This is a genomic window from Burkholderia sp. HI2761 (assembly GCF_002223355.1).
GTDB lineage: Bacteria > Pseudomonadota > Gammaproteobacteria > Burkholderiales > Burkholderiaceae > Burkholderia.
This window is the reverse complement of sequence record NZ_NKFN01000004.1, coordinates 396,535-421,634: the sequence shown is the minus strand read 5'-3', so window position 1 is coordinate 421,634 and position 25,100 is coordinate 396,535. Positions and strand designations below refer to the sequence as shown.

General features: G+C 67.2%; 28 protein-coding genes. 15 read left to right on the top strand and 13 right to left on the bottom strand.

What is annotated here, in order from left to right; translation table 11 throughout:
* The first annotated feature begins 7 nt into the window (after positions 1 to 7).
* The gene (locus CFB46_RS08565) at positions 8 to 637 is read left to right on the top strand and encodes a riboflavin synthase (protein ID WP_027783785.1); all 630 of its coding nucleotides are present in this window, start codon (positions 8 to 10) and stop codon (positions 635 to 637) included.
* 162 nt (positions 638 to 799) lie between these two features.
* Here CFB46_RS08565 and CFB46_RS08560 read toward each other — a convergent pair whose 3' ends face one another.
* The gene (locus CFB46_RS08560) at positions 800 to 1,303 is read right to left on the bottom strand and encodes a DUF6933 domain-containing protein (protein WP_034185406.1); all 504 of its coding nucleotides are present in this window, start codon (positions 1,301 to 1,303) and stop codon (positions 800 to 802) included.
* An 81-nt stretch (positions 1,304 to 1,384) separates the two neighbouring features.
* On the opposite strand from CFB46_RS08560, the gene CFB46_RS08555 reads away from it, so the two are divergent.
* From CFB46_RS08555 to CFB46_RS08525, 7 genes are all read left to right on the top strand, one after another.
* Positions 1,385 to 1,660 (top strand): type II toxin-antitoxin system TacA family antitoxin, encoded by a 276-nt coding sequence (locus tag CFB46_RS08555; RefSeq protein ID WP_027783784.1) that lies wholly within the window; start codon positions 1,385 to 1,387, stop codon positions 1,658 to 1,660.
* On the top strand, positions 1,660 to 2,025 hold the full coding sequence (locus CFB46_RS08550) for a GNAT family N-acetyltransferase (protein WP_227789547.1): 366 nt from the start codon (positions 1,660 to 1,662) through the stop codon (positions 2,023 to 2,025). The genes CFB46_RS08555 and CFB46_RS08550 overlap by 1 nt, the downstream gene beginning before the upstream one ends.
* A gap of 387 nt (positions 2,026 to 2,412) precedes the next feature.
* Entirely contained in the window at positions 2,413 to 2,931 is a 519-nt protein-coding gene (locus tag CFB46_RS08545; RefSeq protein WP_027783783.1) for a DUF1993 domain-containing protein, read from the top strand.
* Between the two features lie 157 nt (positions 2,932 to 3,088).
* Complete coding sequence (gene ribBA / locus CFB46_RS08540) at positions 3,089 to 4,231, top strand: bifunctional 3,4-dihydroxy-2-butanone-4-phosphate synthase/GTP cyclohydrolase II (protein ID WP_027783782.1); 1,143 nt, start codon at positions 3,089 to 3,091, stop codon at positions 4,229 to 4,231.
* Between the two features lie 53 nt (positions 4,232 to 4,284).
* Positions 4,285 to 4,803 carry a 6,7-dimethyl-8-ribityllumazine synthase gene (ribH, locus tag CFB46_RS08535; RefSeq protein ID WP_027783781.1) on the top strand — a complete coding sequence of 173 codons (519 nt, stop codon included), beginning with the start codon at positions 4,285 to 4,287 and terminating at the stop codon, positions 4,801 to 4,803.
* On the top strand, positions 4,800 to 5,237 hold the full coding sequence (gene nusB, locus CFB46_RS08530) for a transcription antitermination factor NusB (protein ID WP_027783780.1): 438 nt from the start codon (positions 4,800 to 4,802) through the stop codon (positions 5,235 to 5,237). Before ribH ends, nusB begins: the two co-directional genes overlap by 4 nt.
* 69 nt (positions 5,238 to 5,306) lie before the next feature.
* Positions 5,307 to 6,503, top strand: coding sequence for a pyridoxal phosphate-dependent aminotransferase (locus CFB46_RS08525; RefSeq protein WP_027783779.1), 1,197 nt, complete (start codon positions 5,307 to 5,309; stop codon positions 6,501 to 6,503).
* Positions 6,504 to 6,618: 115 nt separating this feature from the next.
* Here the strand turns inward: CFB46_RS08525 and CFB46_RS08520 are convergent, their stop codons facing one another.
* Complete coding sequence (locus CFB46_RS08520; protein ID WP_027783778.1) at positions 6,619 to 7,746, bottom strand: lytic transglycosylase domain-containing protein; 1,128 nt, start codon at positions 7,744 to 7,746, stop codon at positions 6,619 to 6,621.
* A 599-nt stretch (positions 7,747 to 8,345) separates the two neighbouring features.
* On the opposite strand from CFB46_RS08520, the gene CFB46_RS08510 reads away from it, so the two are divergent.
* Both CFB46_RS08510 and CFB46_RS08505 read left to right on the top strand, forming a co-directional pair.
* A complete protein-coding gene (locus tag CFB46_RS08510) occupies positions 8,346 to 9,902 on the top strand; it encodes a UbiD family decarboxylase (protein ID WP_089499760.1) in 1,557 nt (518 codons plus the stop codon).
* Between the two features lie 58 nt (positions 9,903 to 9,960).
* The gene (locus tag CFB46_RS08505) at positions 9,961 to 10,629 is read left to right on the top strand and encodes a LysE family translocator (protein ID WP_089499759.1); all 669 of its coding nucleotides are present in this window, start codon (positions 9,961 to 9,963) and stop codon (positions 10,627 to 10,629) included.
* Between the two features lie 115 nt (positions 10,630 to 10,744).
* Here the strand turns inward: CFB46_RS08505 and CFB46_RS08500 are convergent, their stop codons facing one another.
* On the bottom strand, positions 10,745 to 11,050 hold the full coding sequence (locus CFB46_RS08500) for a hypothetical protein (protein WP_027783774.1): 306 nt from the start codon (positions 11,048 to 11,050) through the stop codon (positions 10,745 to 10,747).
* Between the two features lie 515 nt (positions 11,051 to 11,565).
* Between CFB46_RS08500 and CFB46_RS08490 the strand changes: the two genes are divergently transcribed.
* Positions 11,566 to 12,495: a Rossmann-like and DUF2520 domain-containing protein gene (locus tag CFB46_RS08490; protein ID WP_089499758.1), complete on the top strand. Its 930-nt coding sequence runs from the start codon at positions 11,566 to 11,568 to the stop codon at positions 12,493 to 12,495.
* A gap of 75 nt (positions 12,496 to 12,570) precedes the next feature.
* Positions 12,571 to 13,134 carry a YggT family protein gene (locus CFB46_RS08485; RefSeq protein ID WP_006488584.1) on the top strand — a complete coding sequence of 188 codons (564 nt, stop codon included), beginning with the start codon at positions 12,571 to 12,573 and terminating at the stop codon, positions 13,132 to 13,134.
* Between the two features lie 13 nt (positions 13,135 to 13,147).
* Here the strand turns inward: CFB46_RS08485 and CFB46_RS08480 are convergent, their stop codons facing one another.
* Together CFB46_RS08480 and crcB are read right to left on the bottom strand one after the other, a co-directional pair.
* The gene (locus CFB46_RS08480) at positions 13,148 to 13,498 is read right to left on the bottom strand and encodes a DUF190 domain-containing protein (RefSeq protein ID WP_027783772.1); all 351 of its coding nucleotides are present in this window, start codon (positions 13,496 to 13,498) and stop codon (positions 13,148 to 13,150) included.
* 23 nt (positions 13,499 to 13,521) lie between these two features.
* Positions 13,522 to 13,908 carry a fluoride efflux transporter CrcB gene (gene crcB / locus CFB46_RS08475; protein ID WP_027783771.1) on the bottom strand — a complete coding sequence of 129 codons (387 nt, stop codon included), beginning with the start codon at positions 13,906 to 13,908 and terminating at the stop codon, positions 13,522 to 13,524.
* Positions 13,909 to 14,318: 410 nt separating this feature from the next.
* On the opposite strand from crcB, the gene CFB46_RS08470 reads away from it, so the two are divergent.
* Complete coding sequence (locus CFB46_RS08470; protein ID WP_089499757.1) at positions 14,319 to 15,530, top strand: S53 family peptidase; 1,212 nt, start codon at positions 14,319 to 14,321, stop codon at positions 15,528 to 15,530.
* A gap of 37 nt (positions 15,531 to 15,567) precedes the next feature.
* Here CFB46_RS08470 and CFB46_RS08465 read toward each other — a convergent pair whose 3' ends face one another.
* The 3 genes from CFB46_RS08465 to CFB46_RS08455 all read right to left on the bottom strand — a co-directional run bounded on the left by CFB46_RS08465 (position 15,568) and on the right by CFB46_RS08455 (position 17,606).
* Entirely contained in the window at positions 15,568 to 16,446 is an 879-nt protein-coding gene (locus CFB46_RS08465; protein WP_027783769.1) for an SIR2 family NAD-dependent protein deacylase, read from the bottom strand.
* Positions 16,447 to 16,629: 183 nt separating this feature from the next.
* Positions 16,630 to 17,010 carry a hypothetical protein gene (locus tag CFB46_RS08460; protein WP_027783768.1) on the bottom strand — a complete coding sequence of 127 codons (381 nt, stop codon included), beginning with the start codon at positions 17,008 to 17,010 and terminating at the stop codon, positions 16,630 to 16,632.
* Positions 17,007 to 17,606, bottom strand: a complete 600-nt coding sequence (locus CFB46_RS08455) for an NUDIX domain-containing protein (protein WP_089499756.1) — start codon at positions 17,604 to 17,606, stop codon at positions 17,007 to 17,009. Before CFB46_RS08455 ends, CFB46_RS08460 begins: the two co-directional genes overlap by 4 nt.
* Positions 17,607 to 17,687: 81 nt before the next feature.
* On the opposite strand from CFB46_RS08455, the gene CFB46_RS08450 reads away from it, so the two are divergent.
* Positions 17,688 to 18,443, top strand: coding sequence for a DeoR/GlpR family DNA-binding transcription regulator (locus CFB46_RS08450; RefSeq protein ID WP_027783766.1), 756 nt, complete (start codon positions 17,688 to 17,690; stop codon positions 18,441 to 18,443).
* Between the two features lie 178 nt (positions 18,444 to 18,621).
* On the opposite strand, the gene scpB is transcribed toward CFB46_RS08450, so the two are convergent.
* From scpB to CFB46_RS08435, 3 genes are all read right to left on the bottom strand, one after another.
* Positions 18,622 to 19,431: a methylmalonyl-CoA decarboxylase gene (scpB, locus tag CFB46_RS08445; RefSeq protein ID WP_027783765.1), complete on the bottom strand. Its 810-nt coding sequence runs from the start codon at positions 19,429 to 19,431 to the stop codon at positions 18,622 to 18,624.
* The gene (locus CFB46_RS08440) at positions 19,428 to 20,651 is read right to left on the bottom strand and encodes a CaiB/BaiF CoA transferase family protein (protein WP_027783764.1); all 1,224 of its coding nucleotides are present in this window, start codon (positions 20,649 to 20,651) and stop codon (positions 19,428 to 19,430) included. The genes scpB and CFB46_RS08440 overlap by 4 nt, the downstream gene beginning before the upstream one ends.
* A gap of 61 nt (positions 20,652 to 20,712) precedes the next feature.
* Positions 20,713 to 22,035, bottom strand: coding sequence for an MFS transporter (locus CFB46_RS08435; protein ID WP_089499755.1), 1,323 nt, complete (start codon positions 22,033 to 22,035; stop codon positions 20,713 to 20,715).
* 192 nt (positions 22,036 to 22,227) lie between these two features.
* Here CFB46_RS08435 and CFB46_RS08430 point away from each other — a divergent pair, with 192 nt between their 5' ends.
* Positions 22,228 to 23,157 (top strand): LysR substrate-binding domain-containing protein, encoded by a 930-nt coding sequence (locus CFB46_RS08430; protein ID WP_027783762.1) that lies wholly within the window; start codon positions 22,228 to 22,230, stop codon positions 23,155 to 23,157.
* Between the two features lie 68 nt (positions 23,158 to 23,225).
* Here the strand turns inward: CFB46_RS08430 and CFB46_RS08425 are convergent, their stop codons facing one another.
* Positions 23,226 to 24,392, bottom strand: a complete 1,167-nt coding sequence (locus CFB46_RS08425; RefSeq protein ID WP_089499754.1) for a mandelate racemase/muconate lactonizing enzyme family protein — start codon at positions 24,390 to 24,392, stop codon at positions 23,226 to 23,228.
* A gap of 335 nt (positions 24,393 to 24,727) precedes the next feature.
* The gene (locus CFB46_RS08420) at positions 24,728 to 25,072 is read right to left on the bottom strand and encodes a cupin domain-containing protein (protein WP_027783759.1); all 345 of its coding nucleotides are present in this window, start codon (positions 25,070 to 25,072) and stop codon (positions 24,728 to 24,730) included.
* Positions 25,073 to 25,100: the final 28 nt, after the last annotated feature.

Here is a 25,100-nt window from a genome sequence, read left to right as displayed (position 1 = left end):
CGTCACGATGTTTACCGGAATTGTCGCGGCCGTCGGCCGCATCGAATCGATCGCCCCGCTCGGCACGTCGGCCGACGCCGGCGTGCGCCTGACCGTGCAGGCCGGCGGGCTCGACCTGGCCGATGTCGCGCTCGGCGACAGCATCGCGATCCAGGGCGCGTGCATGACGGTGATCGACAAAACGGATACCGCGTTCGACGTCGACGTGTCGCGCGAAAGCCTGAACCGGACGGTCGGCCTCGCGCAGCCCGGCGAAGTGAATCTCGAGAAGGCGCTGCGCGCCCACGATCGCCTCGGCGGGCATATCGTGTCAGGCCATGTGGACGGCCTCGGTACCGTGTCGCGCTTCGCACCGGTCGGCGAGTCGCACGAACTGCGGATCGTCGCGCCGCGCGAACTCGGCCGCTATCTCGCGTACAAGGGCTCGATCACGGTCAACGGCGTGAGCCTGACCGTCAATACGATCGACGATCGCGCGGACGGCTGCGAATTCTCGATCAACCTGATTCCGCATACGGTCGAAGTCACGACGCTGCGTCACGTGAAGGCCGGCGACAAGGTCAATCTCGAAGTCGACATGATCGCGCGGTATGTGGAGCGGATGCTGTCGACGGCGTCTCCCATAGCGCGCAGCTAACCGCTGCAACCGCCCTAGCTGCGCAACTGGTTTGTCGCTGCGTGACAAGTCGTCCATCGGGCGACTTTGGCCCTCCCGATCCTTTGAACCCGACGCGCCGGATATCAGGCTGTCACACCGAACCCGAGCTTGCGAACAAGGTTCCGCAATTTTTCTTCGTGCTCAAGCCTGACCATCCGTTCCATCGCTCGTCAGCTCTTTCAATGCCTCCTCCGGAAACACCGGTCCCTTGTAGAGCGGACTACATGGCGTGCGCGCCAGTTTTAGCGACAGCGCGATGAGTTCGTCCGGTTTGTCGCAAGCACGGTACGCCTCGGCGAGATATGCGAACTGCGTCATGATGCCGACAACGCTACGATTTTGCGTCCTCGCATATTTGACGACCTGCATCTGGGACACTTCCGAGTCGATGAATGGACGCGATACCCCGTGGGCGGCCAGTATCTCTACCAGAGCCCCAGGGAATCTGGCCGCCATGCTGGCCGCCGGAGCCAAAGGCATCAGCACCGGCAGTAGCGTTCGCTCATTCACAAGCATCGCGATCTGCGGCTTCCATGGCAAAACAGTTGCATACCAGTTGCCAAGCTTCGCGGTGCTGCTTCCGACCTCGATCACTTCGGGTTTCAGACGCTTGAGCAGCTTGTGAGTACAGTAAAGATATAGCATAGAAAAAGGGCCTGATCTCGCTCCAAAAGAGAATGTACGCCTGTTGTGCCAACATGACGTACATCTCAAGGAGAATCTCTCATGAGCACATCTACCCGTTCCGGCCGCCTGGGTTTGCGGGCGACGCCGCAGCAGGAAGCGATGCTGCGCCGCGCAGCCGAGGTCGCGCACAAATCAATGGCCGATTTCATTCTTGACAGCGCCTGTCAGGTTGCCGAACGGACCCTGCTTGACCAGCGTTTGTTCCTGGTGAGCGAAAGCCAATCGCAAGCCCTGCTTGACATGCTCGATCGCCCGACCCAAGACAATGTGGGCTTGAAGGAGTTGTTCTCCCGAACTACGCCTTGGGAGAATTGATGCCGCTGTCCCCACCGAAAGCGCGGGATACCAGCCATGTGCTGGAAGGCTTCGATTGCGGCAAGTCCGGCCTGAATGATTGGCCCCTGCGCCATGCGCGGCAGGCTCAGGCCAGCGGTTCGGCCAAGACCTATGTCGTTACGGAAGGTCAGCGCCTAGTTGGATACTACAGCCTGGCTGTAGGGCAGATCGATACGTTTGAGGCGTCCGATCGGGTACGCAAAGGGATGGGAGCCTATCCAATACCCGTTGTCATCCTGGCGCGGCTGGCGGTAGCAATGCAGGACCACGGGCGTGGCGTCGGGATCGGCATGCTGCAAGATGCGATCCGGCGTACCGTCGCGCCGGCGTTCGCGCGCTACTGACACACCCGATCGATGAAGATGCAGCACGCTTCTATTTGCGTTTCGGATTTGAAGCTTCACCGGTGCAAGTACAGCAATTGCTTCTATTGCTCAAGGACGCACGCCGACTACTCGTGCCCGCCGTATCAGACAAACAGAAGTAGGGATTGTCTACGTCCTCGTCTATCGACGTCTCGCTACGGCCCGAATGACATGGCGGTATTTCTGACCGTATACGCACATACTGTCGAATCGCCTGTCTTACGGGCAAGCCTCTCCACCTGGCCGAACGGCCAACGACGCGCACGGGTCATGCCGCCGCGCTAAGATGCGTCGACAGCGGTTTCCACGCCGCCACGAATGACGCGCCGCGTTGCGGCCGCGCCTCTTCCCACAGGAGTCGTCCCCATGTCCATCTCGATGCACCAGGCTTCGCTGCCCGTCCTGATCCGCGGCCTCACCAACCTGCAGCACATCCTCGGCAAGGCGCAGGCGCATGCGGCCGAAAAGCAGATCGATCCGTCGGTGTTCATCGGCGCGCGCCTCTATCCGGACATGCTGCCGCTCGTCCGCCAAGTCTACATCGCGACCGACACGGCCAAGGGCTGCGCCGCGCGGCTCGCCGGCGTCGACATCCCGAGCTACCCGGACGTCGAGCAGACCTTCGACGAGTTGCATGCGCGCATCCAGAAAACGATCGACTACCTGAAAAGCTTCGACGCCGCGCAGATCGACGGCAGCGAGGCGCGCCAGATCATGCTGAAGATGCGCGTCGGCCCGATCGAGTTCACCGGCGAGTCGTACCTGTTGAATTTCGTGCTGCCCAACTTCTTCTTCCACGTGACGACCGCGTACGACATCCTGCGCCACAGCGGCGTCGAACTCGGCAAGCTCGACTACCTCGGTGGGCGCAACGAGCACGCGTGACGCACGGCCGGGCAACGCGCGGCCCGCCACCGTCCGCACCCGCGTGCAGGCCGGCCGCAGCGCTTTCCGGAGCACTCGCCGACCCCGCGCGGCCTGCGTCAGCCGAAACGCCGCCCGGCTGGCGTAAAATACGCACTTTCCTCTTTCTCGCCCCTTTATGACGCTCGCCTCCACGCTCGACATCATCGCCGAGCTGAAAGCCGGCCGGATGGTGATCCTGGTCGACGAAGAAGACCGCGAAAACGAGGGCGACCTCGTGATCGCCGCCGAATTCGTCACGCCGGAAGCGATCAACTTCATGGCCAAGTACGGCCGCGGCCTGATTTGTCTGACGTTGACGCAGGAGCGCTGCAAGCAGCTGCACCTGCCGCTGATGACCTACCGCAACGGCACGCAGTACGGCACCGCGTTCACGGTCAGCATCGAAGCGGCCGAAGGCGTGACGACCGGCATCTCGGCCGCCGACCGTGCGCACACGATCGCCACGGCGGTCGCGCACGACGTGCGCCCCGAGCACATCGTGCAGCCGGGCCACGTGTTCCCGATCATGGCGCAACCGGGCGGCGTGCTCGTGCGCGCGGGCCACACCGAAGCCGGCTGCGACTTCACCGCGCTCGCGGGGCTGACGCCGGCCGCGGTGATCTGCGAGGTGATCAAGGACGACGGCACGATGGCGCGCCTGCCCGACCTGCTCGAGTTCGCGAAGGAACACGATCTGAAGATCGGCACGATCGCCGACCTGATCCAGTACCGCAGCCGCACCGAATCGATCATCGAGCGGATCGCCGAGCGCACGATGCAGACCGCGCACGGCACGTTCCGCGCGGTGCTGTACCGCGACCAGCCGAGCGGCTCGCCGCACATCGCGCTGGTGCGCGGCGCGCCGTCGCCCGACGTCGATACGCCGGTGCGCGTGCACGAGCCGCTGTCGGTGCTCGACCTGCTCGAGACGGGCATCTCGACCCACTCGTGGACGCTCGACGCGGCGATGCGCGAGATCGCGGAACGCGACCTCGGCGTGATCGTGCTGCTCAACTGTGGCGATACGAAGGAACACCTGATCGACGTCTTCAAGGCGTTCGACGAGGAAGAAAAGGCCGCTGCGCTCAAGCGCCGGCCGGTTGATTTCAAGACGTTCGGCATCGGCGCTCAGATCCTGCGCGATGTCGGCGTCGGCAAGATGCAGGTGCTGTCGAATCCGCGCAAGCTGGGCAGCATGTCCGGCTACGGCCTCGAAGTCACGGGCTTCATTCCGATGCCCGGCGCCGAAGCCAAGTCCTGTCCGGCGTCCCACGCGTAACCCGCCACGGCGCTTTCGCCCTATAACCGTTCATCCACACCACGGACCAGATCATGGAAATCGGACAATACCAACCGAATCTCGAAGGCGACGGCCTGCGTATCGGCATCGTGCAATCGCGCTTCAACGAACCCGTGTGCAACGGCCTCGCCGACGCGTGCGTCGAAGAACTGGAACGCCTCGGCGTCACCGGTGAAGACGTGCTGCTCGTGTCGGTGCCCGGCGCGCTGGAAATCCCGCTCGCGCTGCAGAAGCTCGCCGAAAGCGGCCAGTTCGACGCACTGATCGCGCTCGGCGCGGTGATTCGGGGCGAGACCTACCATTTCGAACTCGTGTCGAACGAGAGCGGCGCGGGCATCACCCGCATCGGCCTCGACTTCAACCTCCCGATCGCGAATGCGGTCCTGACGACCGAAAACGACGAGCAGGCCGTCGCGCGCATGACCGAAAAGGGTCGTGACGCCGCACGCGTCGCCGTCGAGATGGCCAACCTGACGATGGCGCTCGACCAGCTCGGCGACGACGACGAGGACGAAGAGCAAGACGAAGACGACGAAGAGGAGCGCGCATGAAGAAGAGCGCCCGCCGACAATCGCGCGAGCTGGCGACGCAGGGCCTGTACCAGTGGCTGCTGTCGAACGCGCCCTCCGGCGAGATCGACGCGCAACTGCGCGGCGCGCTCGGTTACGACAAGGCTGACAAGGAACTGCTCGAAGCGATTCTGCACGGCGTGATCCGCGAGCATGCGACGCTCGCCGAAGCGCTGGCGCCGTCGCTGGACCGTCCGATCGATCAGCTGTCGCCGGTCGAACGTGCGGTGCTATTGATCGCGACGTTCGAGCTCACGCACCACGTCGAAACGCCGTACCGCGTGATCATCAACGAAGCCGTCGAACTCGCGAAGACGTTCGGCGGCTCCGACGGCTACAAGTACGTGAACGGCGTGCTCGACAAGCTGGCCGCGAAGCTGCGCCCCGCTGAAACGCAGGCGCGTCGCAACGGCTGATACCGTTGGTTTGTCCACGGGCGCGCAAGCGCCCGTTTTTCATTCTTTTCCCCTCCGCCCTGCCCGCCGATGAATACCACCGCCGATTCGCTCGTCACGCTCGCCGCACGCGTCGATGCGATCCAGCCCTTCCACGTGATGGAACTGATGAAGGAGGCACAGCGGCTCGAGTCCTTGGGGCGCGATGTTATCCACATGGGCATCGGCGAGCCGGATTTCACCGCGCCGGAGCCGGTTGTCGAGGCCGCCGCGGCCGCGCTGCGCCGCGGCGTCACACAGTACACGAGCGCACTCGGCATCGCGCCGCTGCGCGAGGCGATCGCCGCGCACTATGCGCGCGCGTACGGCCTCACGATCGCCCCGGAGCGGATCGTCGTGACGGCCGGCGCATCGGCCGCGCTGCTGCTCGTGTGCCTCGCGCTGGTCGGCCGCGACGACGAAGTGCTGATGCCCGACCCGTCGTATCCGTGCAACCGGCACTTCGTCGCGGCGGCAGAGGGTCGGCCGGTGCTCGTGCCGAGCGGCCCGGACGCGCGCTTTCAGCTCACCGAAAACGACGTCCGCACGCACTGGAACGCGCGCACGCGCGGCGTGCTGCTCGCGTCGCCGTCGAACCCGACCGGCACGTCGCTCGAACCGGACGAACTGAAGCGGATCATTGAAGCGGTGCGCGCACGCGGCGGCTTCACGATCGTCGACGAGATCTACCAGGGGCTCAGCTACGACGCCGCGCCCGTGTCGGCGCTGTCGTTCGGCGACGACGTCATCACCGTGAACAGCTTCTCGAAGTACTTCAGCATGACGGGCTGGCGGCTCGGCTGGCTCGTCGTGCCGCCCGCGCTCGTCGGCACGTTCGAGAAGCTCTCGCAGAACCTGTTCATCTGCCCGTCCGCCCTCGCGCAACATGCGGCGCTCGCCTGCTTCGAACCCGCGACGCTCGACATCTACGAAACACGCCGGCTCGAATTCAAGCGCCGCCGCGATTTCATCGCACCGGCGCTCGAACGGCTCGGCTTCACGGTGCCGGTGATGCCGGACGGCGCGTTCTACGTGTATGCGCATTGCGGCGGCGTCGCCCACCCGGCGGCCGGCGACAGCGCCGCGCTCACGCAGGCAATGCTGCACGACGCAGGCGTGGTGCTGGTGCCGGGCATGGACTTCGGTGTCCATGCGCCGCGCGACTATATCCGCCTGTCTTATGCGACGGCCTACTCGCGACTCGAAGAGGCTGTGGACCGGCTCGCGGCGCTGTTCGGCCGGCACTGACGCCGCGCCCGGAGCGCACCACCGCTTCACGCATCGCAAAAAGAAAAAAGCACCCGATTCGGGTGCCTTTTGCATGTCGTGCCGGCCGGGGCCGCCGGAACGCGACCGTTACGCGTTACGCGCCGAGCTCCGAATGATCGCCGTGCGACTGCTTCGCGGTATCGACGCCCGCGTCGTCCTGCGACGCGGCTTCCTTCGGCGCCGCCTTGACCGACGTCGTGCCGTCGAGCGTCGCATGCACGCGCTTCGCGCCGCCTGCCGCGGCCGTCACGGCAGCGGCGGTGACGATCGGCTTCGCGGGTTGCGCGGGCGCCTGCGGCGCATTGATCGGCACGCTGCGGCCACGCGCGACGTCGCGCAGGCGGCCGCGCTCGGCCATCACCTTCGAGCCGTAGCCGTTGTCGTCGGGGTTCGTCGAGCCGTTGTACAGGCGCAGGCCGTTCGCGAGCGAACCGCCGCGCGCGATACAGTCCTTCAGCACCAGTGCGCCGACCTGCAGGTTCGCGAGCGGCTGCAGCGCGGTGTCGGTGCCGCCGAAATATTCGAACTTGTCGGAATGAACCTTCGACATGACCTGCATTAGCCCCTTCGCGCCGACGCCGCTTTCGGCGTACGGGTTGAAGCCCGATTCGATCGCCATCACCGACAGCAGCAGCAGCGGATCGAGGCCGACGTCACGACCGGTCTGGAACGCCGCCTTGACGAGCTGGCCGAGCGGCTCCTGGGCGACGCGGTAACGGCGCGACAGATAGGTGGCGACGAGCGCCTGTTCGCGGTTCGACGCGAGCGCGCGATCGTCGCGGGCATCGGCCGCCACACGCTGAATCGGAATCAGTTTCGCAAGCGCGACGGGCGACGGGCCGTTACGGGCCGGATCGGACGCATCGCTCTGGGCGCCCTGAGCGGCGGTTTCCGGTGCGACATCGAGGCCGACCGCAAGCGCATCCGTTTCGGGACTCTCTTCCTGCTGCGGCTGCGCGCCGGCAGGCGCGAAGTTCGGCAGCGGATGGCCGGACAGCAGACGGGCCGGACCGGCCTGCACGGCCGCGGATACGACCGGCATCAGCTTCGCGGCGAGCGTGCCGCGGACGGTTGGCAGCAGCCACAGTGCAAGCGCAACCGCGACAGCGAAACAGCCGACAACGCTGAATAGATGGTGACTGACACGCGTCCCGCGACGCAGCAAGTTGCGCACGATTTGCGCATGCTGCTCAGTGGGACGCCACGATAACCAAGCGTTCATTCAGATCATCTCCCATGAACATGACTCGTGCGGCTCGCTCAGCTCGATGGCGAGACAGAAAACGCGCCGCGGAATCACGACGCCGCACGCCTTGGTTGGGACGCGCAAGCATCGGGGGAAACGGTATAAGTACCGTTCGAGGCCACGGTGTAAGAAGGCCGGCGCCTTCGCACACTGGGCGAGGCAGGCATACGCGGTGGCACCCACGCAAAAAACCAGCGTCTGGTAGCGCTGGCTGGGACTACGACAAAGGCCGTCGAAGACGCCGTGCAGGATTCGGCGGACGGTGACGCGCTGCGTCAAAGATCGGTGATTGGCGGCTCGAAGCCTTTTACCCTGCAACCAATGTGAGCGGATTCTAGCAGGGTTTTATAGATCGTCAACACTATAAAATCTCAAAATCATAACAAAAAGTAATTTAAAACCACTCTTCAGAACGCAATCCCCGTGCCGTAGGGGGTTTGCGCGCGGTCGACTTTTTTCCGCGCCGGGCGACCCGACGGCCGGCCGGGTAAAATCGTCGGTCGATTCGGGGTCGCAGCCGGCCGTTGCACCCGCCCATCGCTGCCCGTCCCTGCGGGTGGCCCGGACCTTTTTTCATGAAATACAAAGACTTACGCGATTTCATTCAGCGCCTCGAGGCGCTCGGCGAACTGCGGCGCGTCACGCAGCCGGTGTCGCCCGTGCTCGAAATGACCGAGCTGTGCGACCGCGTGCTGCGCGCCGGCGGCCCGGCGCTGCTGTTCAACGCGCCGCCCGGCCATGCGTTCCCGGTGCTCGGCAACCTGTTCGGCACGCCGCGCCGCGTCGCGCTCGGGATGGGCGTCGATGCGGGCGACGATGCCGCGCTCGGTTCGCTGCGCGATCTCGGGCGCCTGCTGTCCGCGCTGAAGGAACCCGATCCGCCGAAGAGCCTGAAGGACGCCGGCAAGCTGCTGTCGCTCGCGAAGGCGGTATGGGACATGGCGCCGAAGTCGGTGTCGTCGCCGCCGTGCCAGGAAATCGTCTGGGAAGGCGCCGACGTCGACCTCAACAAGCTGCCGATCCAGACCTGCTGGCCCGGCGATGCGGGGCCGCTCGTCACGTGGGGCCTGACGGTCACGCGCGGGCCGAACAAGTCGCGCCAGAACCTCGGTATCTACCGTCAGCAGCTGATCGGCCGCAACAAGCTGATCATGCGCTGGCTCGCGCATCGCGGCGGCGCGCTCGACTTCCGCGAGTTCGCGCTGCAGAACCCGGGCAAGCCGTATCCGGTCGCGGTCGTGCTCGGCGCCGATCCGGCCACGACGCTCGGCGCGGTGACGCCCGTGCCCGATTCGCTGTCCGAGTATCAGTTTGCCGGCCTGCTGCGCGGCAGCCGCACGGAACTCGCGAAGTGCCTGACGCCCGGCGTCGACACGCTGCAGGTGCCCGCGCGCGCGGAAATCGTGCTCGAAGGCTTCATTCATCCGCAGGAAGGCGCCCCTGCCCCCGCGCCGGCCGGCGCGCCGCCGCGACCGGCCGGCAACGCGGCGGCCGCGTACGAACACGCGCTCGAAGGGCCGTACGGCGACCATACCGGCTATTACAACGAGCAGGAGTGGTTTCCGGTGTTCACCGTCGAGCGCATCACGATGCGCCGCGACGCGATCTACCATTCGACCTATACGGGCAAGCCGCCCGACGAGCCTGCGGTGCTCGGCGTCGCGCTCAACGAGGTGTTCGTGCCGCTGCTGCAGAAGCAGTTCACGGAAATCACCGACTTCTATCTGCCGCCCGAAGGCTGCAGTTACCGGATGGCCATCGTCCAGATGAAGAAGAGCTACGCGGGCCACGCCAAGCGCGTGATGTTCGGCGTGTGGAGCTTCCTGCGGCAGTTCATGTATACGAAGTTCATCGTGGTCGTCGACGAGGACGTGAACATCCGCGACTGGAAGGAAGTGATCTGGGCGATCACGACGCGCGTCGACCCCGTGCGCGACACGGTGATGGTCGACAGCACGCCGATCGACTATCTCGACTTCGCGTCGCCGGTGGCCGGACTCGGCTCGAAGATGGGGCTCGACGCGACCAACAAGTGGCCGGGCGAAACGAATCGCGAATGGGGCCGCCCGATCGAGATGGACGCGGCCGTGAAGGCGCGCGTCGACCGGCTCTGGCAGGAGATCGGCCTCTGACGCCACGCGGCCGGCGCCCGCCGGCCCACGCATCGCAATCGCCGCAAGTACCCAGAAGATGAGTTTTCCGCCCGCCTCCATGCTGTCCGACGGATTCTTTCTGTCGCTGTCGTTGTGTCTCGACATCGGCCTCGTGAACGTCGCGATGCTGTCGCTGACGCTGTCGCACGGCTTCCGGCCGGGCTTCTGGCTCGGCGTCGGCTCGTGCGTCGGCGATCTCGTCTACGCGGCGCTCGCGCTCGCCGGGATGGCCGTGCTGCTGCAGTTCGAACCCGTGCGCTGGATCGTGTGGATCGGCGGCGGCGCGGTGCTGCTGTTCCTCACGTGGAAGATGGCGCGCGAAGCGCTGGCGCCCGTCAAGGCGGCCGACGACGACGCGGACGATGCACCGCCGCCGCGGGCGAGCGCGCGGCGCAGTTTCGTGCGCGGGATGCTGCTCGCGATGTCGTCGCCGAGCGCGATCCTGTGGTTCGCGGCGGTCGGCGGCGCGCTGATCGCGAAAGCCGGTGCGACCACCCCGGCCACCGCGTCGGTGTTCCTGTCGGGCTTTTTCCTCGGCGGTCTCGCGTGGACGCTCTTCATGTGCACGCTCGCGAGCCAGGGCCGCAAGCGCGCGGGCGCCGGGCTGATGCGTGCGTGCCATGTCGCGTCGGCGCTGCTGTTCGCGTATTTCTCGTACAGCGTGATCGTCGGCGGCTACCGCGACCTGATCGTGCACGCGGTGTAATCGCGCCGCCCCGCCGAGCCGCGCACGGAATGGCGGCCCCAATGAAAAACGGCGCAGCGCCCCTCGCGGGACGTTGCGCCGTTTTGCCGCGCGCGGTCAGGCCGCGCGGGACGAATCAGCGACGCCAGTAGCCGTGATGGCCCCAGCCGCCGTAACCATGGCGCCAGTACGGGCGACCGTAGTAGCCACCATAGCCGCCGACGACCACGGCGGGCGGCGGCGCATAGTAGGCCGGCGCCGGTGCGTAGTACACGGGCGGGGGCGGCGGCGCGTAATACACGGGCGGCGGCGGTGCATAGACGGGATACGCGGGTGCGACCGGGATACCGATGCCGACCCCGATCGACACGTGAGCCTGCGCGGCGCTTGCGGCACCCAGGCCCAGCGCGGCGGCGGCGATGAACGGAATGAGCTTTTTCACTTCGATTCTCCTGCTGGAGCGGTATTTTAGGCGCTCCGATCGGCAACGGCGGGCATGCACGTCGCATGCAAGCAATGTAGCGAAAACCCGCCCCGCGCGTATCGTGCATTTGTTGCAAATTGCAATTGCACGCGGGCAGAGCCGCCTTCCGGCGCGGGCCCCGGCACGGGCTGCGAGCCTTGCGGGTCGCGCACTTCCATCCGACGAGTCGGGACGCGACCCGATGACCGGTCACTCTTACCGGCTCCCGCGCGCGCAGCAGGCACGCGTGCGTAATGAACGATTACAAATTCGAGACAACATGCCGACGTTTCAAGCAGGATGCAGGCGTACGGAATTTCGGGGTCGGATTCCATGATCCTGATTCCGTCGCGATGCCGGACGCCAGTTTACGCATCGATCGCACCGCGCATCGGTAATTCATACGCGCGACCGCCTCGCAAGCTGCCTTCCGCGACACCGCCGCCATTCCTGCGATACTGGCGGCTGCTTCGTTTTCGCTTACATCCGCCGCCATGCCGCTTCCCGACACACCCCGCCTCGGCTTCATCGGCGCCGGCCGCCTCGCGCGCTGCGTCGCGCAGCGTTTCGCGCAGGCCGGCTTTCCCGTCGTCGCGATCGCGAGCCGCACGCCCGCATCGGCCGCCGGCCTCGCCGCGCGCATCGACGGCTGCCGGCCGGTCGATACCCCGCAGCAGGTGGTCGACGTCGCCGACCTGATCTTCGTGACGACGCCCGACGATCATCTCGCGTCGACCGCCGCGGCGCTGCGCTTCGACGCATCGCGCGCCGCCCGCCAGGCGGTCGTTCATTGCAGCGGCGCATCGGCGGTCACGCTGCTCGATCCCGCGAAGCAGCAAGGCGTGGCCACCGGCGGCTTCCATCCTCTTTATCTGTTCGGCGGCACCGATGCCGATCTCGCGCGCATCGACGGCTGCTCGGTCACGATCGAAGCGGACGGTGCGCTGCACGCGACGCTGCTGCGACTTGCCGCCGCACTCGGCTGCCATCCGCTGACGATTCCGGCCGGCGGCCGGATGCTGTATCACGCGGCCGCCCACTACGCGGCAAGCTTCGCGCTGTGCGGGCTGTCGGAAGCGGTCGAGCTGTGGCGCGGCCTCGGTTTCGACGAGCAAGCCGCGCTGCGCGCGCTGCTGCCGATGCTCGCCGGCACGATCGAGACCGCCCGCGACAAGGGGCTCGCGAATGCGCTGTCCGGGCCGGTGTCGCGCGGCGACACGGGCATCGTCGAGCGCCAGCTCGCGCTGCTCGAGGCGCGCGGCGGCGATCATGCGGCGCTGTACGCGCTGCTGACGCGCCGCGCGGTCGCGCTCGCGGCGAAGCGCGCGACGCCGCCGGCCTCGCTGCCGGCGCTGGCCGAAGCCGTCGAAACGTCGCTCGCGCGCGTGGCCGCGCACCCCTCCCCGTCGCGAGACGAGGCGTGATAAGGTGTCGGCCGATGCGCCGCCAACCGGCGTTGGCGGCCGCACGCTACTGACTGTATAAAAAGGATGCCAACGATGTTCGGCGAGATCGCCCGTTTTCTGCTCAATACCGTCTTCACGCTATTCGGCGCCGCGCTGATCCTGCGCGTCTGGATGCAGGCCGTCCGCGTGCCGCCGTACAACCCCGTCACGCAAGCCGTGCTGCAGGCGACCAACTGGCTCGTGCTGCCGCTGCGCCGCGTGATCGCGGGCGTACGCGGCATCGACTGGGCCAGCGTCGTCGCCGCGCTGCTCACCGCGCTCGTCTACGTGGTGCTGATGGTCGTGATGGCCGGCTTCGATCCGGCCGCCGTGATCGCGACGCTCGTCGTGGTCGCGCTGCTCACGGTCGTGAAGTGGGCGCTCAATCTCGTGATCTGGATGACGATCCTGATGGCGCTGCTGTCGTGGCTCAACCCGCGCTCGCCGGCGATGCCGATCCTCTACCAGCTCACCGCGCCATTCCTGAACCCGCTGCGCCGCGTGATCCCGAACCTCGGCGGCATCGACCTGTCGCCGATCCTGCTGTTCGTGATCGTGCAGGTGCTGCTGATGATCGTCACGCGCGCCGCCGTGTCGCTGACGATGTTCGGCATCTGATCCGGCGCGACGCCTACACCGCCGGCTCCTGCGCCGGCGGTGCACCGAGCGTGTCGATCACGCCAAACTGTGCGGGCATCATCGCGTAGCACACGCGCACTTTCTCGTGCGACAGCCGCTCGAGCAGCCGCTGTGCTTCGTCCTCGGTGACGACGAATTCGACCTCGATCGCGAGCGAGCCCTGCAGTTCGAAAAAGCGATCCTCGTGCAGCACGCGATGCTGCCCGAAACCGGCCATCGCGCGAAACGCGGAACCGCCGGCGACGCCCATCCGGTTCGCCTCTTCCAGCAGCCACTCCCACAACGGCTTCCAGTGCAGCCGGTGCTGCTCGTGCACGTAGAAGCGCAAAAAGACCCTGTCCATCGCACCCTCCGATGGCGGCCCGCTCAGGCCGCCGCGAGCCACGCGCGCGCGGTCCACATGCCGAGCGCCGTCAGCGCGAACGATCCAGTCAAGTGTAGGGCAGCCACCGCCAATGCCCATCCGAATTCGCCCTCGAGCGCGTGCGTCATCACTTCGACCGAATAGGTCGAGAACGTCGTGAGGCCGCCGAGAAAGCCCGTGATCACGAACAGCCGCCATTCGGGCGGCAACCCGACGCGAACGGCAAACACGACGGCGGCCACGCCGATCACATAGCCGCCGATCAGGTTCGACGCGAGCGTGCCGAGCGGCACCGCGGGAAAGAACGCGTTGAGCGCGAGGCTCAGGAACCAGCGCAGCAACGCGCCGAGCCCGGCGCCGACGAAGATCGCGACGATCGAATAGAACAAGGGCACCCCTCACTGACGGCGCCGCGCGGCGCACGCGGCCTACGCCGAACTGTATGCGCAATCGCGCCGCGCCGGCAATGCCGACGGGCCGGCAGGCGGCGGATCGTGCCGCAACCGCATGCCGCCCTTCACGATTTCCACACGCGCGCCGCAGTGGATATTTACCGAACAATTACATCGGACATTACGAATCCATTTTTAATCGGTCGATTATTTATCAGCCTTTTCAAAATCGATAAAGCAGTTCCATCCGGCGCAGGTTAACCCTGCACAACGCCACTCCATAACGGGTTCCGCGTACTTTCCCTTATCAGACATTCCCTTATTCGGCCGATATTCGATGTAGTTATCGTCGTCGATTTCGTAGAATTGTTTCGCTACTCCACTCGATCGACATGGAGACTCGAAAAATGAACAATATCCGCCCGTCATCCATGTTGATTCCGGCGCTGTGCGCGTGGCTGCTCGCGTCGGGCGTTGCGCTCGCCGACAGCAACGGGCCGCCGTCCTACGTCGAAGGTCATCGCGCGCCGAAAGGATTCGCGCGCCCGCCGTTCCATACGAAGCCGCGTGCGAGCACGGCCACGATCGCCGGCCTCACGCCGGCGCTCGCCCGACATGCATACGGGTTCGATGCGATCGCGAACCAGGGCGACGGGATGGTCGTCGCGATCGTCGACGCGTACGACGACCCGAAGATCGAGTCCGATCTCGGCGTGTTCAGCAATGCGTTCTCGCTGCCGGCCTGCACGTCGTCGAACGGCTGTTTCACCAAGGTGTACGCCCACGGTGCACGGCCCAAGCCCGATTCCGGCTGGTCGCTCGAGATCTCGCTCGACGTCGAATGGGTGCATGCGATCGCGCCGAAGGCGAAGATCGTGCTCGTCGAGGCCGCATCGGCCAGCTTCAGCGACCTGATGGCCGCGGTCGACGTCGCGGTCAAGCACGGCGCGTCGGTCGTATCGATGAGTTTCGGCGGCAACGAATTCAGCAGCGAGACAGGCTTCGACAGCCATTTCAACGTCCCGGGCGTGACGTTCGTCGCGTCGTCCGGCGACAGCGGCACCGGCACCGAATACCCGGCCGCGTCGCCTTATGTGGTGTCCGTGGGCGGCACGACGCTGTCGTCCGATACGGCCGGCAACTACATCGGCGAGGCGGCGTGGAGCGGCAGCGGCGGCGGCGTGAGCAGCGTCGAGGCCGAGACGGCCGGCCAGAGCGCCTGGCCGATTCCGGTGGCCGGCAAGCGCGGCGTGCCCGACGTCACTTACGACGCGAATCCGTCCAGCGGTTTCGCGGTGTACGACTCGGTCACCTATCAAGGGCAGGCCGGCTGGTTCCAGGTCGGCGGCACGAGCGCGGGTGCGCCGCAATGGTCGGCGCTCGTCGCGATCGCCAATTCGCTGCGCACGGCGGCCGGCAAGAAATCGTTGAGCGGCACCTACGACACGCTCTATACGGTCGGCAAAACCGCCTACGGCAGCGACTTCCACGACGTGACGATCGGGTCCAACGGCAATTGCGGGAGCATCTGCAACGCGGCGGGCAGCTACGACTACGTGACGGGCCTCGGTTCGCCGGTCGCGCCGGCGCTCGTGCAGGCGCTCGTCGCGCAGCCGTAATCGCGCGGCCTCGGCCGATCGGCGCGAGGCACGGGGCTCAGCCGCCGTGCCACGCGCGCTCGAGCGCGTTCAGCGTCGCCAGCGCACCGCCCTTCAGCCCGATCACGTCCGCCCGGCGCGCATGCGCTTCGCGCGCGTTGATGCGAATCACGTCGGTACCGAACCGTTCGCTCAACAGGCGCACGGTCGGAATCGCGGTGCCCGCGCCGATCTCGACCACGGCAACGCGCCCGGCCCGCGCGATCCAGTCTTCCAGCGCGCGCTCCTGCGCGTCGTAGCGCGCACCGAGCCAGCCGGTGTCGCCGAACATCAGGATGTTCGGCCGCGCGAGCCCGCCGCAATGCGGGCAGCACGGCATGTCGCCCACCAGGCGGCACGTCGTTTCGTCGACCTCCGGCACGAACGGCGTCGCGTCCCAGGTCTCGTCCGTGCACGGGCGCAGGCATTGCATCGCATGAATCGAGCCGTGGATCTCGACGATGCGCGCCGGATCGAAGCCGGCCTTCTGGAACTGGCCGTCGACGTTGCTCGTCAGCACGAAGCCGCCGTTCGGCATCGCGTCGATCCAGCGGCGCAGGATCGCGAAGCCCGCGTGCGGCGCCGTCGCGCGGTAGAGCGCAAGACGGTGCCCGTAGAACCCCCATGCGAGCGGCGCACGCGCACGAAACGCGTGCGGCGACGCGATCTCGTGGAATTCGAAACGCTCGTGGCGCAGCGCCGGATACGCGCGCCAGAAGCCGTCCGTGCCACGAAAATCGGGCAGGCCGGAATCGACGCCGATGCCCGCGCCGGCCGTGACGAGCAAGGCGTCGGCGCGCGCGAGTACGTCGACGGCGGACGCGACGAGACCGGCGGGAAGCGGCGCGGCGGCGGAATCGTCAGGATCGGCGGAATCGGCGGGATCGGAAAGCGACATGATGGAAAAGCGGTGGCGTCGAACGTTGCGCGAGTGGCGTCGCGATCATACGCCGGTTAGCGCGTCGCGCCGCATCGGCAACGCCACTGCGCGACGCTGCGTGTGTACGGCTACCGGCAATGCGAATGCCGACAGTCCGCACGCGTCCCACCGGCGATGCCGCAACCCGGCGCCCGCGCTTGCTCAGTCAGTCGAATCGTCCTGCACGACCGGCATCTCGTCGACCGCGAAATAGACCGGCTTGCCGAGTTGCCGCGCAAGCGCCACGTCCGCATCGGCCCCGCGCGATGCGCCGTCGATGCGCAGCACCGCATCGCAACGCCGCAGCAGCCGGTGCGCGGCCGGATACAGGAAGGTCTCGCAGATCGCGTCGCCGACCTGCGTCGACCCGGCCGCGGCCGCGAGCGGCAACGACACCCATTCGCCGATCATCGGCACGTGCCCGCGGCGATACACGGCGAGCGCCGCCGCTTCCAACTGGTGCAGGTTCGCGGCAATGCGCGCGGGGTCGCCGTCCGTCCCGCTGCGATAGGGGCCGGCGACCAGCACGAGCCGCGGCGTCATGCGGCGCGCGCGCCGGCGGTTTCCCGCAGCGCGACGTACTGGAGCAGCATGATCGTCTTCGCATCGACGATCTCGCCGCGCTCGACCGCATCCAGCGCCGCCTGCAGCGGCATCTCGACGATCTCGAGATCCTCGCCTTCTTCCGCGACGCCGCCGCCCGCGCCGGTGCGCAGCGACGCATCGTATTCGCCGACGAAGAAATGCAGCTTCTCCGTCACGGAACCCGGGCTCATGAACGCCTCGAACACCTTGCGCACACCGCGCACGCGATAGCCGGTCTCCTCCTCGGCCTCCGCGCGGATGCGCGCTTCGGGCGTTTCGTCGTCAAGCAGCCCGGCGGCGGCTTCGAGCAGCATGCCGTCGTGCCCGCTCACGAACGCCGGCATCCGGAACTGCCGCGTCAGCAGCACGTCGCCCGTCTCGGCATGACGCAGCAGGATCGTCGCGCCGTTGCCGCGATCGTAGGTCTCGCGGCTCAGGCGCTGCCACGTTCCGTCGCGGCGCAGGAAATCGAACGTCACCTTGCGCAGCACATACCAGTCATCGGACAGCACCGTCGACTCGACGATGCGGACCCGCTCCCGCGTTGCAGCCATTGCAGCCTCCGGTTCGACAAAGGACGGCGCCCATGGTAACGTGCAGATTCGTGCAATTTCAAGAATTTTCGTGCAAAGGCGATGCTGACGACACAACGCAAGAAAGCGATCCTCGATGCACTCGCGCGCGACGGCCAGGTGCTGGCCGCCGAGCTGAGCGTGCAATTCGGCGTGTCCGAAGACACGGTGCGCCGCGACCTGCGCGAACTCGCGGCCGAAGGGCTGCTGCAGCGCGTGCATGGCGGCGCGCTGCCGGCATCGCCGGCCGTCGCGCCGTTCGCGCAGCGCGAGGCGCTCGAAACCACGGAGAAGCGGCGCATCGCGCGGCGGGCCGCGCAGATGATCGCGCCGGGGCAAGTCGCGATCGTCGACGGCGGCACGACCTCCGCGCTGCTCGTCGGCCAGTTGCCGGCCGACCTGCGCGCGACGATCGTCACGCACAGTCCAAGCGTCGCGGTTGCGCTGGCCGCGCATCCGTCGATCGACGTGATCCTGATCGGCGGACGGCTCTACAAGCACTCGATCGTCGCGGTCGGCGCGGCGGCGATGGAAGGGATCGCGCGCATTCACGCGGACCTGTACTTCATGGGGGTCACGGGCGTGCATCCGGTCGCGGGGCTGAGCACCGGCGATTTCGAGGAAGCGGCGATCAAGCGCGCGCTGTCCGAACGCGCGGCCGAGACGGTCGTGCTCGCGTCGCAGTCGAAACTGCGCGCGGCGTCGCAGTTCGTGATCGGCGATATCGCGCTGGCGCAGACGATCGTCGTCGAAAAGGAAACCGACGCCGCGCTGACGGAGCCGATCGAGGCGGCAGGCGTGACGGTGGTGCGCGCGTAGCGGCGGTGCGACCGGGCCGCACGCGCGATTGTGATCATGCCGATACCGCGCGTGATCGATACGTACGTTCACGCGCGGCTGCCGATCGCGATCGGCGCGCTGCTGTTCGTTGGCGTATACGCGCACGGCGGCGAATAACGCGCGCCGCCATCGCCGCATCGAAACCTCGCCTGCCCGCCTAAATCCCGCGAAACACCGGCGCGCGCCGCTCCGCGAACGCGCGCAGCCCTTCGTCGAAATCCGCGCCTTCGCACGCCTGCCGCCGCAACTCGGCGATCCGTTCGAATGCGTCGGCCGGCAACGGCCGCGCGTCCTGCAGCACACGCAACTGCTCTTTCACCGCGTGCACCGCGAGCGGCGCCTTCGCGGCGATCGTGCGCGCGACGTCGAGCGCCGCGTCGTCGACCCTGCCCGCGTCGGCCAGCCGGTTCACGAGCCCGTGATGCGCGGCGCGCTCCGCATCGAGCGGCTGCGCGCAGAAGAACATCTCCTTCAGCACGTGGATCGGCAGGTTGCCGTAGAAGCGCAGCAGGCCACTCGTCGAATACGGCAGGCCGATGTTCGCGGGCGTCATCGCGAAACGCGCGTCGCGCGCCGCCACGACGAGATCGCAGCTCATCACGAGATCGACCGCCCCGCCCCACGCCGATCCGGACACCGCCGCGATCACCGCGCCCGGATAGGTCCGCACGCGCCGCAGCGCGCGTTCGAGCGGCTTGCCGTATGCGAGCGGATCGCGGTCGTCGGCCAGTTCGCGCAGGTCGTGCCCCGCGCTCCACACGTCGCCGCTGCCGTCGTTCGACAGGATCACGACGGGCGGCGGACGATGTCCGGCCAACGCATCGAGATGCGCGACGAGGGCATCGAGCAGCGGCGCGTCGAGCGCATGCCGCCGCGCCGGATTCGCGAACCGCACGCGCGCGATCCGCTCGCCGATGAGGTCGACCGTTACGGTCGACGCCCCGTTCTGTTTCGTCATGTCGGTCATTGCACGGCCTCCGCCACCGCATCCGCCTGGAAGATCGCGCTCCCGGCCAGCAGTGCGTCGATCGCGTCGTCGCCGTAGCCGGCTTCGCGCAGCACGTCAACCGTATGCTCGCCGAGCAGCGGCGGCGCATGGCGCGTGCGCGGCGCCGGCAGGCCGTCGCTCATCCCGCCGAGCGGCGTGACGACCTGACGCAGCGTGCCGAGCGTCGGGTGCGCGACCGGCTCGACCAGCCCGCAATGCGCGAGCTGCGGATCGTCGAATACTTCGTCGAGCGTATGAATCGGCCCCGCCGGCAGTCCGGCCTCGACGAACCGTTGCGTCCATTCGCGCTTGCCGCGCGTGCGCAGCCGGCTTTCGAGCAGCACCTTCAGTTCATCGCGATGGGCGACGCGCGCATCGTTGGTCGCGAAGCGCGGATCGGCCGGCAGGTCGGGCAGATCCAGCAACCGGCACAGCCGCAACCACATGTCGGTCGTAATCGGCGCGAGGTTCAGCGGGCCGTCGGCCGTCTCGAACACGCCGTACGGCGCGATCACCGCATGCGCATTGCCGGTGCGGCGCGGCACGTCGCCGAGGCTCAGGTAGCGTTGCCCGTGCACGCTCAGCAGCGCCACGAGGCTTTCGAGCAGCGACGTGCCGACATGCTGGCCGCGCCCGGTGCGCTCGCGCTCGAACAACGCGGCCATCACGCCGGTCGCGACCCACATCCCCGAGCTGAGATCGCCGATCGCGGTGCCCGTGCGGGTCGGCTCGCCGTCGGGGAAACCGGTGAGGCTCATCAGCCCCGCATAGCCCTGCGCGATCTGGTCGAAGCCCGGCCAGTCGCGCAGCGGGCCGCGCGGGCCGAACGCGGTGACGCTGCCCATCACGAGCCGCGGGTCGCGCGCGCTCAGCGCGGCATAACCGAGCCCCATCGCGTCCATCGTGCCGGCCTTGAAATTCTCGATCACGACGTCGGCCTGCGCGATCAGTCGCCGCACGACGTCGAGGCCGGCCGGCTGCCGGAAATCCACGCAGATGCCGCGCTTGTTGCGGTTGCAGGACAGGTAGTACGTGCTCACGCCGCGATCGAACGGCCCCCAGGCGCGACTCATGTCGCCATGCGGCCCCGACTCGACCTTGATCACGTCGGCGCCGAGATCGGCGAGCACCATCGAGCAGAACGGCCCCGACAGCGCGCGACTCAGATCGACGACCTTGATTCCCGTTAATGCCTGCATTACGGACTCCTGATATGGATGACTGGGTGTGGCGTGTTGGCGAACGACCGCGGCGTGCCGCTCAGTCGGGCAGCGTCTGATGCCGCGTTTCGACCGCGAACGGCAGGATCAGGATGCCGAGCCCGAACACGGCCGCGGTCCATGCGACCGGCACGCCGAGCGATCCATAACCGTGAATCGCGGCGCCGAGCAGGAAGTTCACGCCCGCGCCGATGAAGCGGCCGATCGACGCATTGAACGCGAACGCGGTGGCCCGCACGCGCGTCGGATACTGCTCGGGCAGCCACAGCGAGAAGATCGCGAAGTTGCCGCCGAAGAAACCGAGGAACGCGAGCGACACCATGAACGCGGCGAGTCCGTTCGGCTGGTAGAACGCCCAGCCGAACGCGAACACGATCGAGCCGGCCATCCCCGCGAAATACACGCCGAGCGCGGTACGCCGGCCGAGCCGCTCCGACAGCCACGGCGCCACCAGACAGCCGGCAATCGTCGCGCACGACAGGATCGCCGCACCGATCGACGCAAGCCGCAGCGCGCCGACGTGATCGATGCCCGCGCGTGTCGCGAGCGTAGTGACCGCGCTCGCCTCGTAGACGGAGCCGGCCCACAGCCCGACGATCGCGACGCCGACGAGGCTTGCGCTCGTCAGCGTGCGGCGCAGGAACGCCGGCGCGAAGATCTCGCGCAGCGGATGCGCGCGCCGCGCGTCGGCCACGTCGCCGTCGCGCGCGTCGTGCCGGCGCCACTGCCCCGGCTCCTTCACGCGCATCACCGTAAACACCGCGAGCAGCGCGGGAGCCAGCCCGCACAGGAACATCGCGCGCCAGCCGTAGGTCGCGCCGATCGTGTAGTTCAGGCAGGCCGCGATGAAGAAGCCGAAGTAGTAGCCCGTCTGCAGGTAGCCGGCGCCCATCTTGCGGCGGTCTTCCGGCCAGCTTTCGGCGACGTAGGTGCCCGCGAGCGCCCATTCGCCGCCGACGCCGATCCCAGCGATCAGACGGCACGCGGCCAGCGCCCACACGTCGTGCACGAACGCGGCCGCGCCGGTGAACACCGAATAGATCAGGATGCTCGCCGCGAGCGTGCGTACGCGGCCGAAGCGGTCGGCGAGCGGCCCCCAGACGAACGACAGCCCCCAGCCGATCAGGAACAGCGCGAACAGGATCGAGCCGTACATCCCCAGATTCGCGGGCGTCGCCGCGATGCCGGAGGCCGGCAGCAGTTCGGTCAGCGCGGGAATCAGCACGAGCGCGTAGATCACCGAATCCACGCCGTCGAGCACCCAGCCCGCGTACACGGCCCAGAAACCCTTGACCTGCTCGCGCGTGAGCGGCGTGCGCCGCGGCTTCGCGCCGGCCGCCGGCGCGTCGATCGCCTTGAACATCTTCGTCTCCTTGCCGGCGGGGCCGGCTCTTTCGCCGTGTCCGGCCCGGGATGGCCGGCAGTCGGGCTCTTTTGTGAGACGAGTATAGAAACACCATCGATCGCCGAAAAATATGATATTCATCTTGCTCGATCGGATTGGCTTATGGCTCGAATCGGGCGTGGATCGGGCGAGACTCGGGAGACGGCGGCGATGGACTTGAGGCAGTTGCGCTATTTCGTGAAGGTCGTCGAATACGGCAACGTCACGCATGCGAGCGAGGCGCTGCACGTCGCGCAGCCGGCCGTGAGCCAGCAGATGCGCAATCTCGAACAGGATCTCGGGATGCAGCTGCTCGAACGAAGCGTGCGCGGCGTCGCGCCGACTGCCGCTGGCCGCACGCTGTACCGGCATGCGCTCGAACTGCTGCGCCAGGCCGACGGCACGCGCGAGCTGCTGCGCCGCGACGCCGATACGCCGCAAGGCCGCGTGACCGTCGGCATGCCGTCGAGCACCGCGCGCGTGCTGGCCATTCCGCTCGCCCGCGCGGTGCGCGACCGCTATCCGGGCATCATGCTGGAGCTGATCGAAGCGCCGAGCGCCGATCTCGACACGCTGCTCGAACGCGCGCGGCTCGATCTCGCGATCGTCGTCGATGCGGTCGACACGCGCGGCATCGCGATCCACCGGCTGCTGACGGAAACGCTGTACCTGATCACGTGGCCCGGCTTCCCGGTGCCGGACGCCCCTGTGCCGCTCGACGCGATCGCGCGGATGCCGCTCGTGCTGCCGAGCGCGCCGAACACGATCCGCAACCGCGTCGACTGGGCGATGCGCGAGGCTGGGCTATCGTACGAGATCAGCTTCGAGGCGAGCTCGACCGGGCTGCTGTTCGCGGCCGTGATGGCACAGCTCGGCGTGACGATCCTGCCGTGGACGGCCGCGCACGTCGAGATCGAGGAGCGCAAGCTCAAGCTGTCGACGGTCGCGCACCGGCTGTTCGCGCGCGACCTGTCGCTGTGCTGGCACGACACGGCGCTCGTCAGCAACGCGGTGCAGAAGGTGAAGGCCGAAATCGTCCGGCTGTTCGACACGCTCGGGCAGCGGCCGGAGTGGGCGGCCGGCAATGCCGGTCGCGCGTGATCGATGGCTTCGTCGCAGTGACGATGCGCGGCTTCGCGGTGCGTTTCGCGATCGGCGCGTTTTAGGCGTCAGCGGCCCGACACCGAGACCGCGCGGAATGCGTCGTACGCGTGGGCATGCAGTTCGAACCCGATGCCCGGCGCCTGCGGCACGCGCGCGTATCCCGCATCGACGATTTCGCCATCGGCGAGTCCGCTGAACGGATGGAATGCGAACGGGTTGACTTCCGCGCCGCCGAGCCCCAGCGCCGCGACGACGTGCAGCGAGAACAGATGGCCGCCATGCGGCCAGAACGCGTCGCGCCGCCAGCCGCGCGACACGAAGTGATCGACGATCTGCAGATAGCCCGGCAGCCCGTAGCTGTGCACGGGATCGAACACCAGCACGTCGCGGTCGGCACGCAGGCCGCCGTAACGGTCGAGCAGCTTCGCCTCCGCGAGCGAGAACAGCGCTTCGCCGGCCGCGATCGACGATGCGTACCGCGTAGCGACGTCGGCCTGGAGCGGCAGATCGAGCGGGTCGCAGATGTCCTCGAACCACCAGAGACCGAACGGCGCGAGCATGTCGACGGCCTGGTAGGCGGTCGTCGCGTCGTACGTGTTCATCGCGTCGACCGCGAGATGCGATGAACCGGCAAGATGCGCGGCTGCGGCTTCGATACGGCGCCGGTCCTGATCGAGATTCGCGCCGCCGATCTTGATCTTCGCGTGTGTGTAGCCGAGATCGACGATCCGACGCACCTCGTCGGACAGCCGCGCGAGATCGTCATGCGGATAGCGGTAGCCGCCGCCCGCGTACACGCGCACGCGTGGGGCTGCCGTGCGTTGGAGGCGGTCGGCGAGAAAGCGGTGCAGCGGCTGGTCGGCGATTTTCGCGGCGGCGTCCCAGATCGCCATGTCGAGCGTGCCGACCGCAACGCAGCGTTCGCCGTGTCCGCCTGGCTTCTCGCCGGCCATCATCGCGTGCCATGCGCGGAACGGGTCGAGATTCGTGCCGGCTTCGTCGGCGAGCGTGTCGGCAGCGGCCAACAAACGCGGCGCGAACCGTTCGCGGATCAGGCCGCCCTGCGCGAAACGGCCGATCGACGCGTAGCCGTAGCCCGTCACCAGGCGGCCGTCGCGCACGACGTCGGTGACGACCGCGACAGCGCTCGTCGTCAGGCCACCGGACGGAATCGCCGAATCGGCATAGCGGGACACGGGAATCGCGCGTTCGTGGATCGCGGTGATGCGCATGGTCGACTCCGGATGGGCGTCCGGCGCAGGCGGAAGGTTCGTGCGCTGCAGCGGCGGATCGCTGCATCTTAGGGGTTTGCGTGACAGCGTGCAGGACCGGCGGCGAACGTCATCCGGTTGTCACCGAACAACCGCGTGTCACTTACGTTACGTCACGGGTTGCAGGCGGATAGCGGAGCGCGCCGAGCTAGTAACCACGCTCGGCGCGCTACTTCCGAACCGGTCGACTTTTGTTGAACCGGAATCCTCGTTTGTGCCTCGTGGCTTCATGAACCGGAAGGATGCGGGGTGATGACGGTATGCCTGGTGCGGATCGGATCGAATCGACCGCCCGCTCAGGCGAAGACGAAGTACTTGCGCACCGTCTCCACCACTTCCCACGTCCCTTTCATGCCGGGTTCGATCACGAACACGTCGCCGGCTTTCAGGTGCACCGGCTCCTCGCCTTCCGGCGTGATGATGCAGTAACCGTCGAGGAAGTGGCAGTACTCCCATTTTTCGTAATTCACCTCGAACTTGCCCGGCGTGCAGATCCAGGTGCCCATGATCTTGCTGCCGTCCTTCGAGACGTACGCGTTGAGGTTCACGGTGTGCGGATCGCCGCCAATGCGCTTCCACTTGGTCGCGTCAAGGACAGGCGTCGGGCAGGTTTTGCGCAGAACGGTGATGAAATCGGACATGTCGGCTCCAAGCTAACGATCGGGTAAG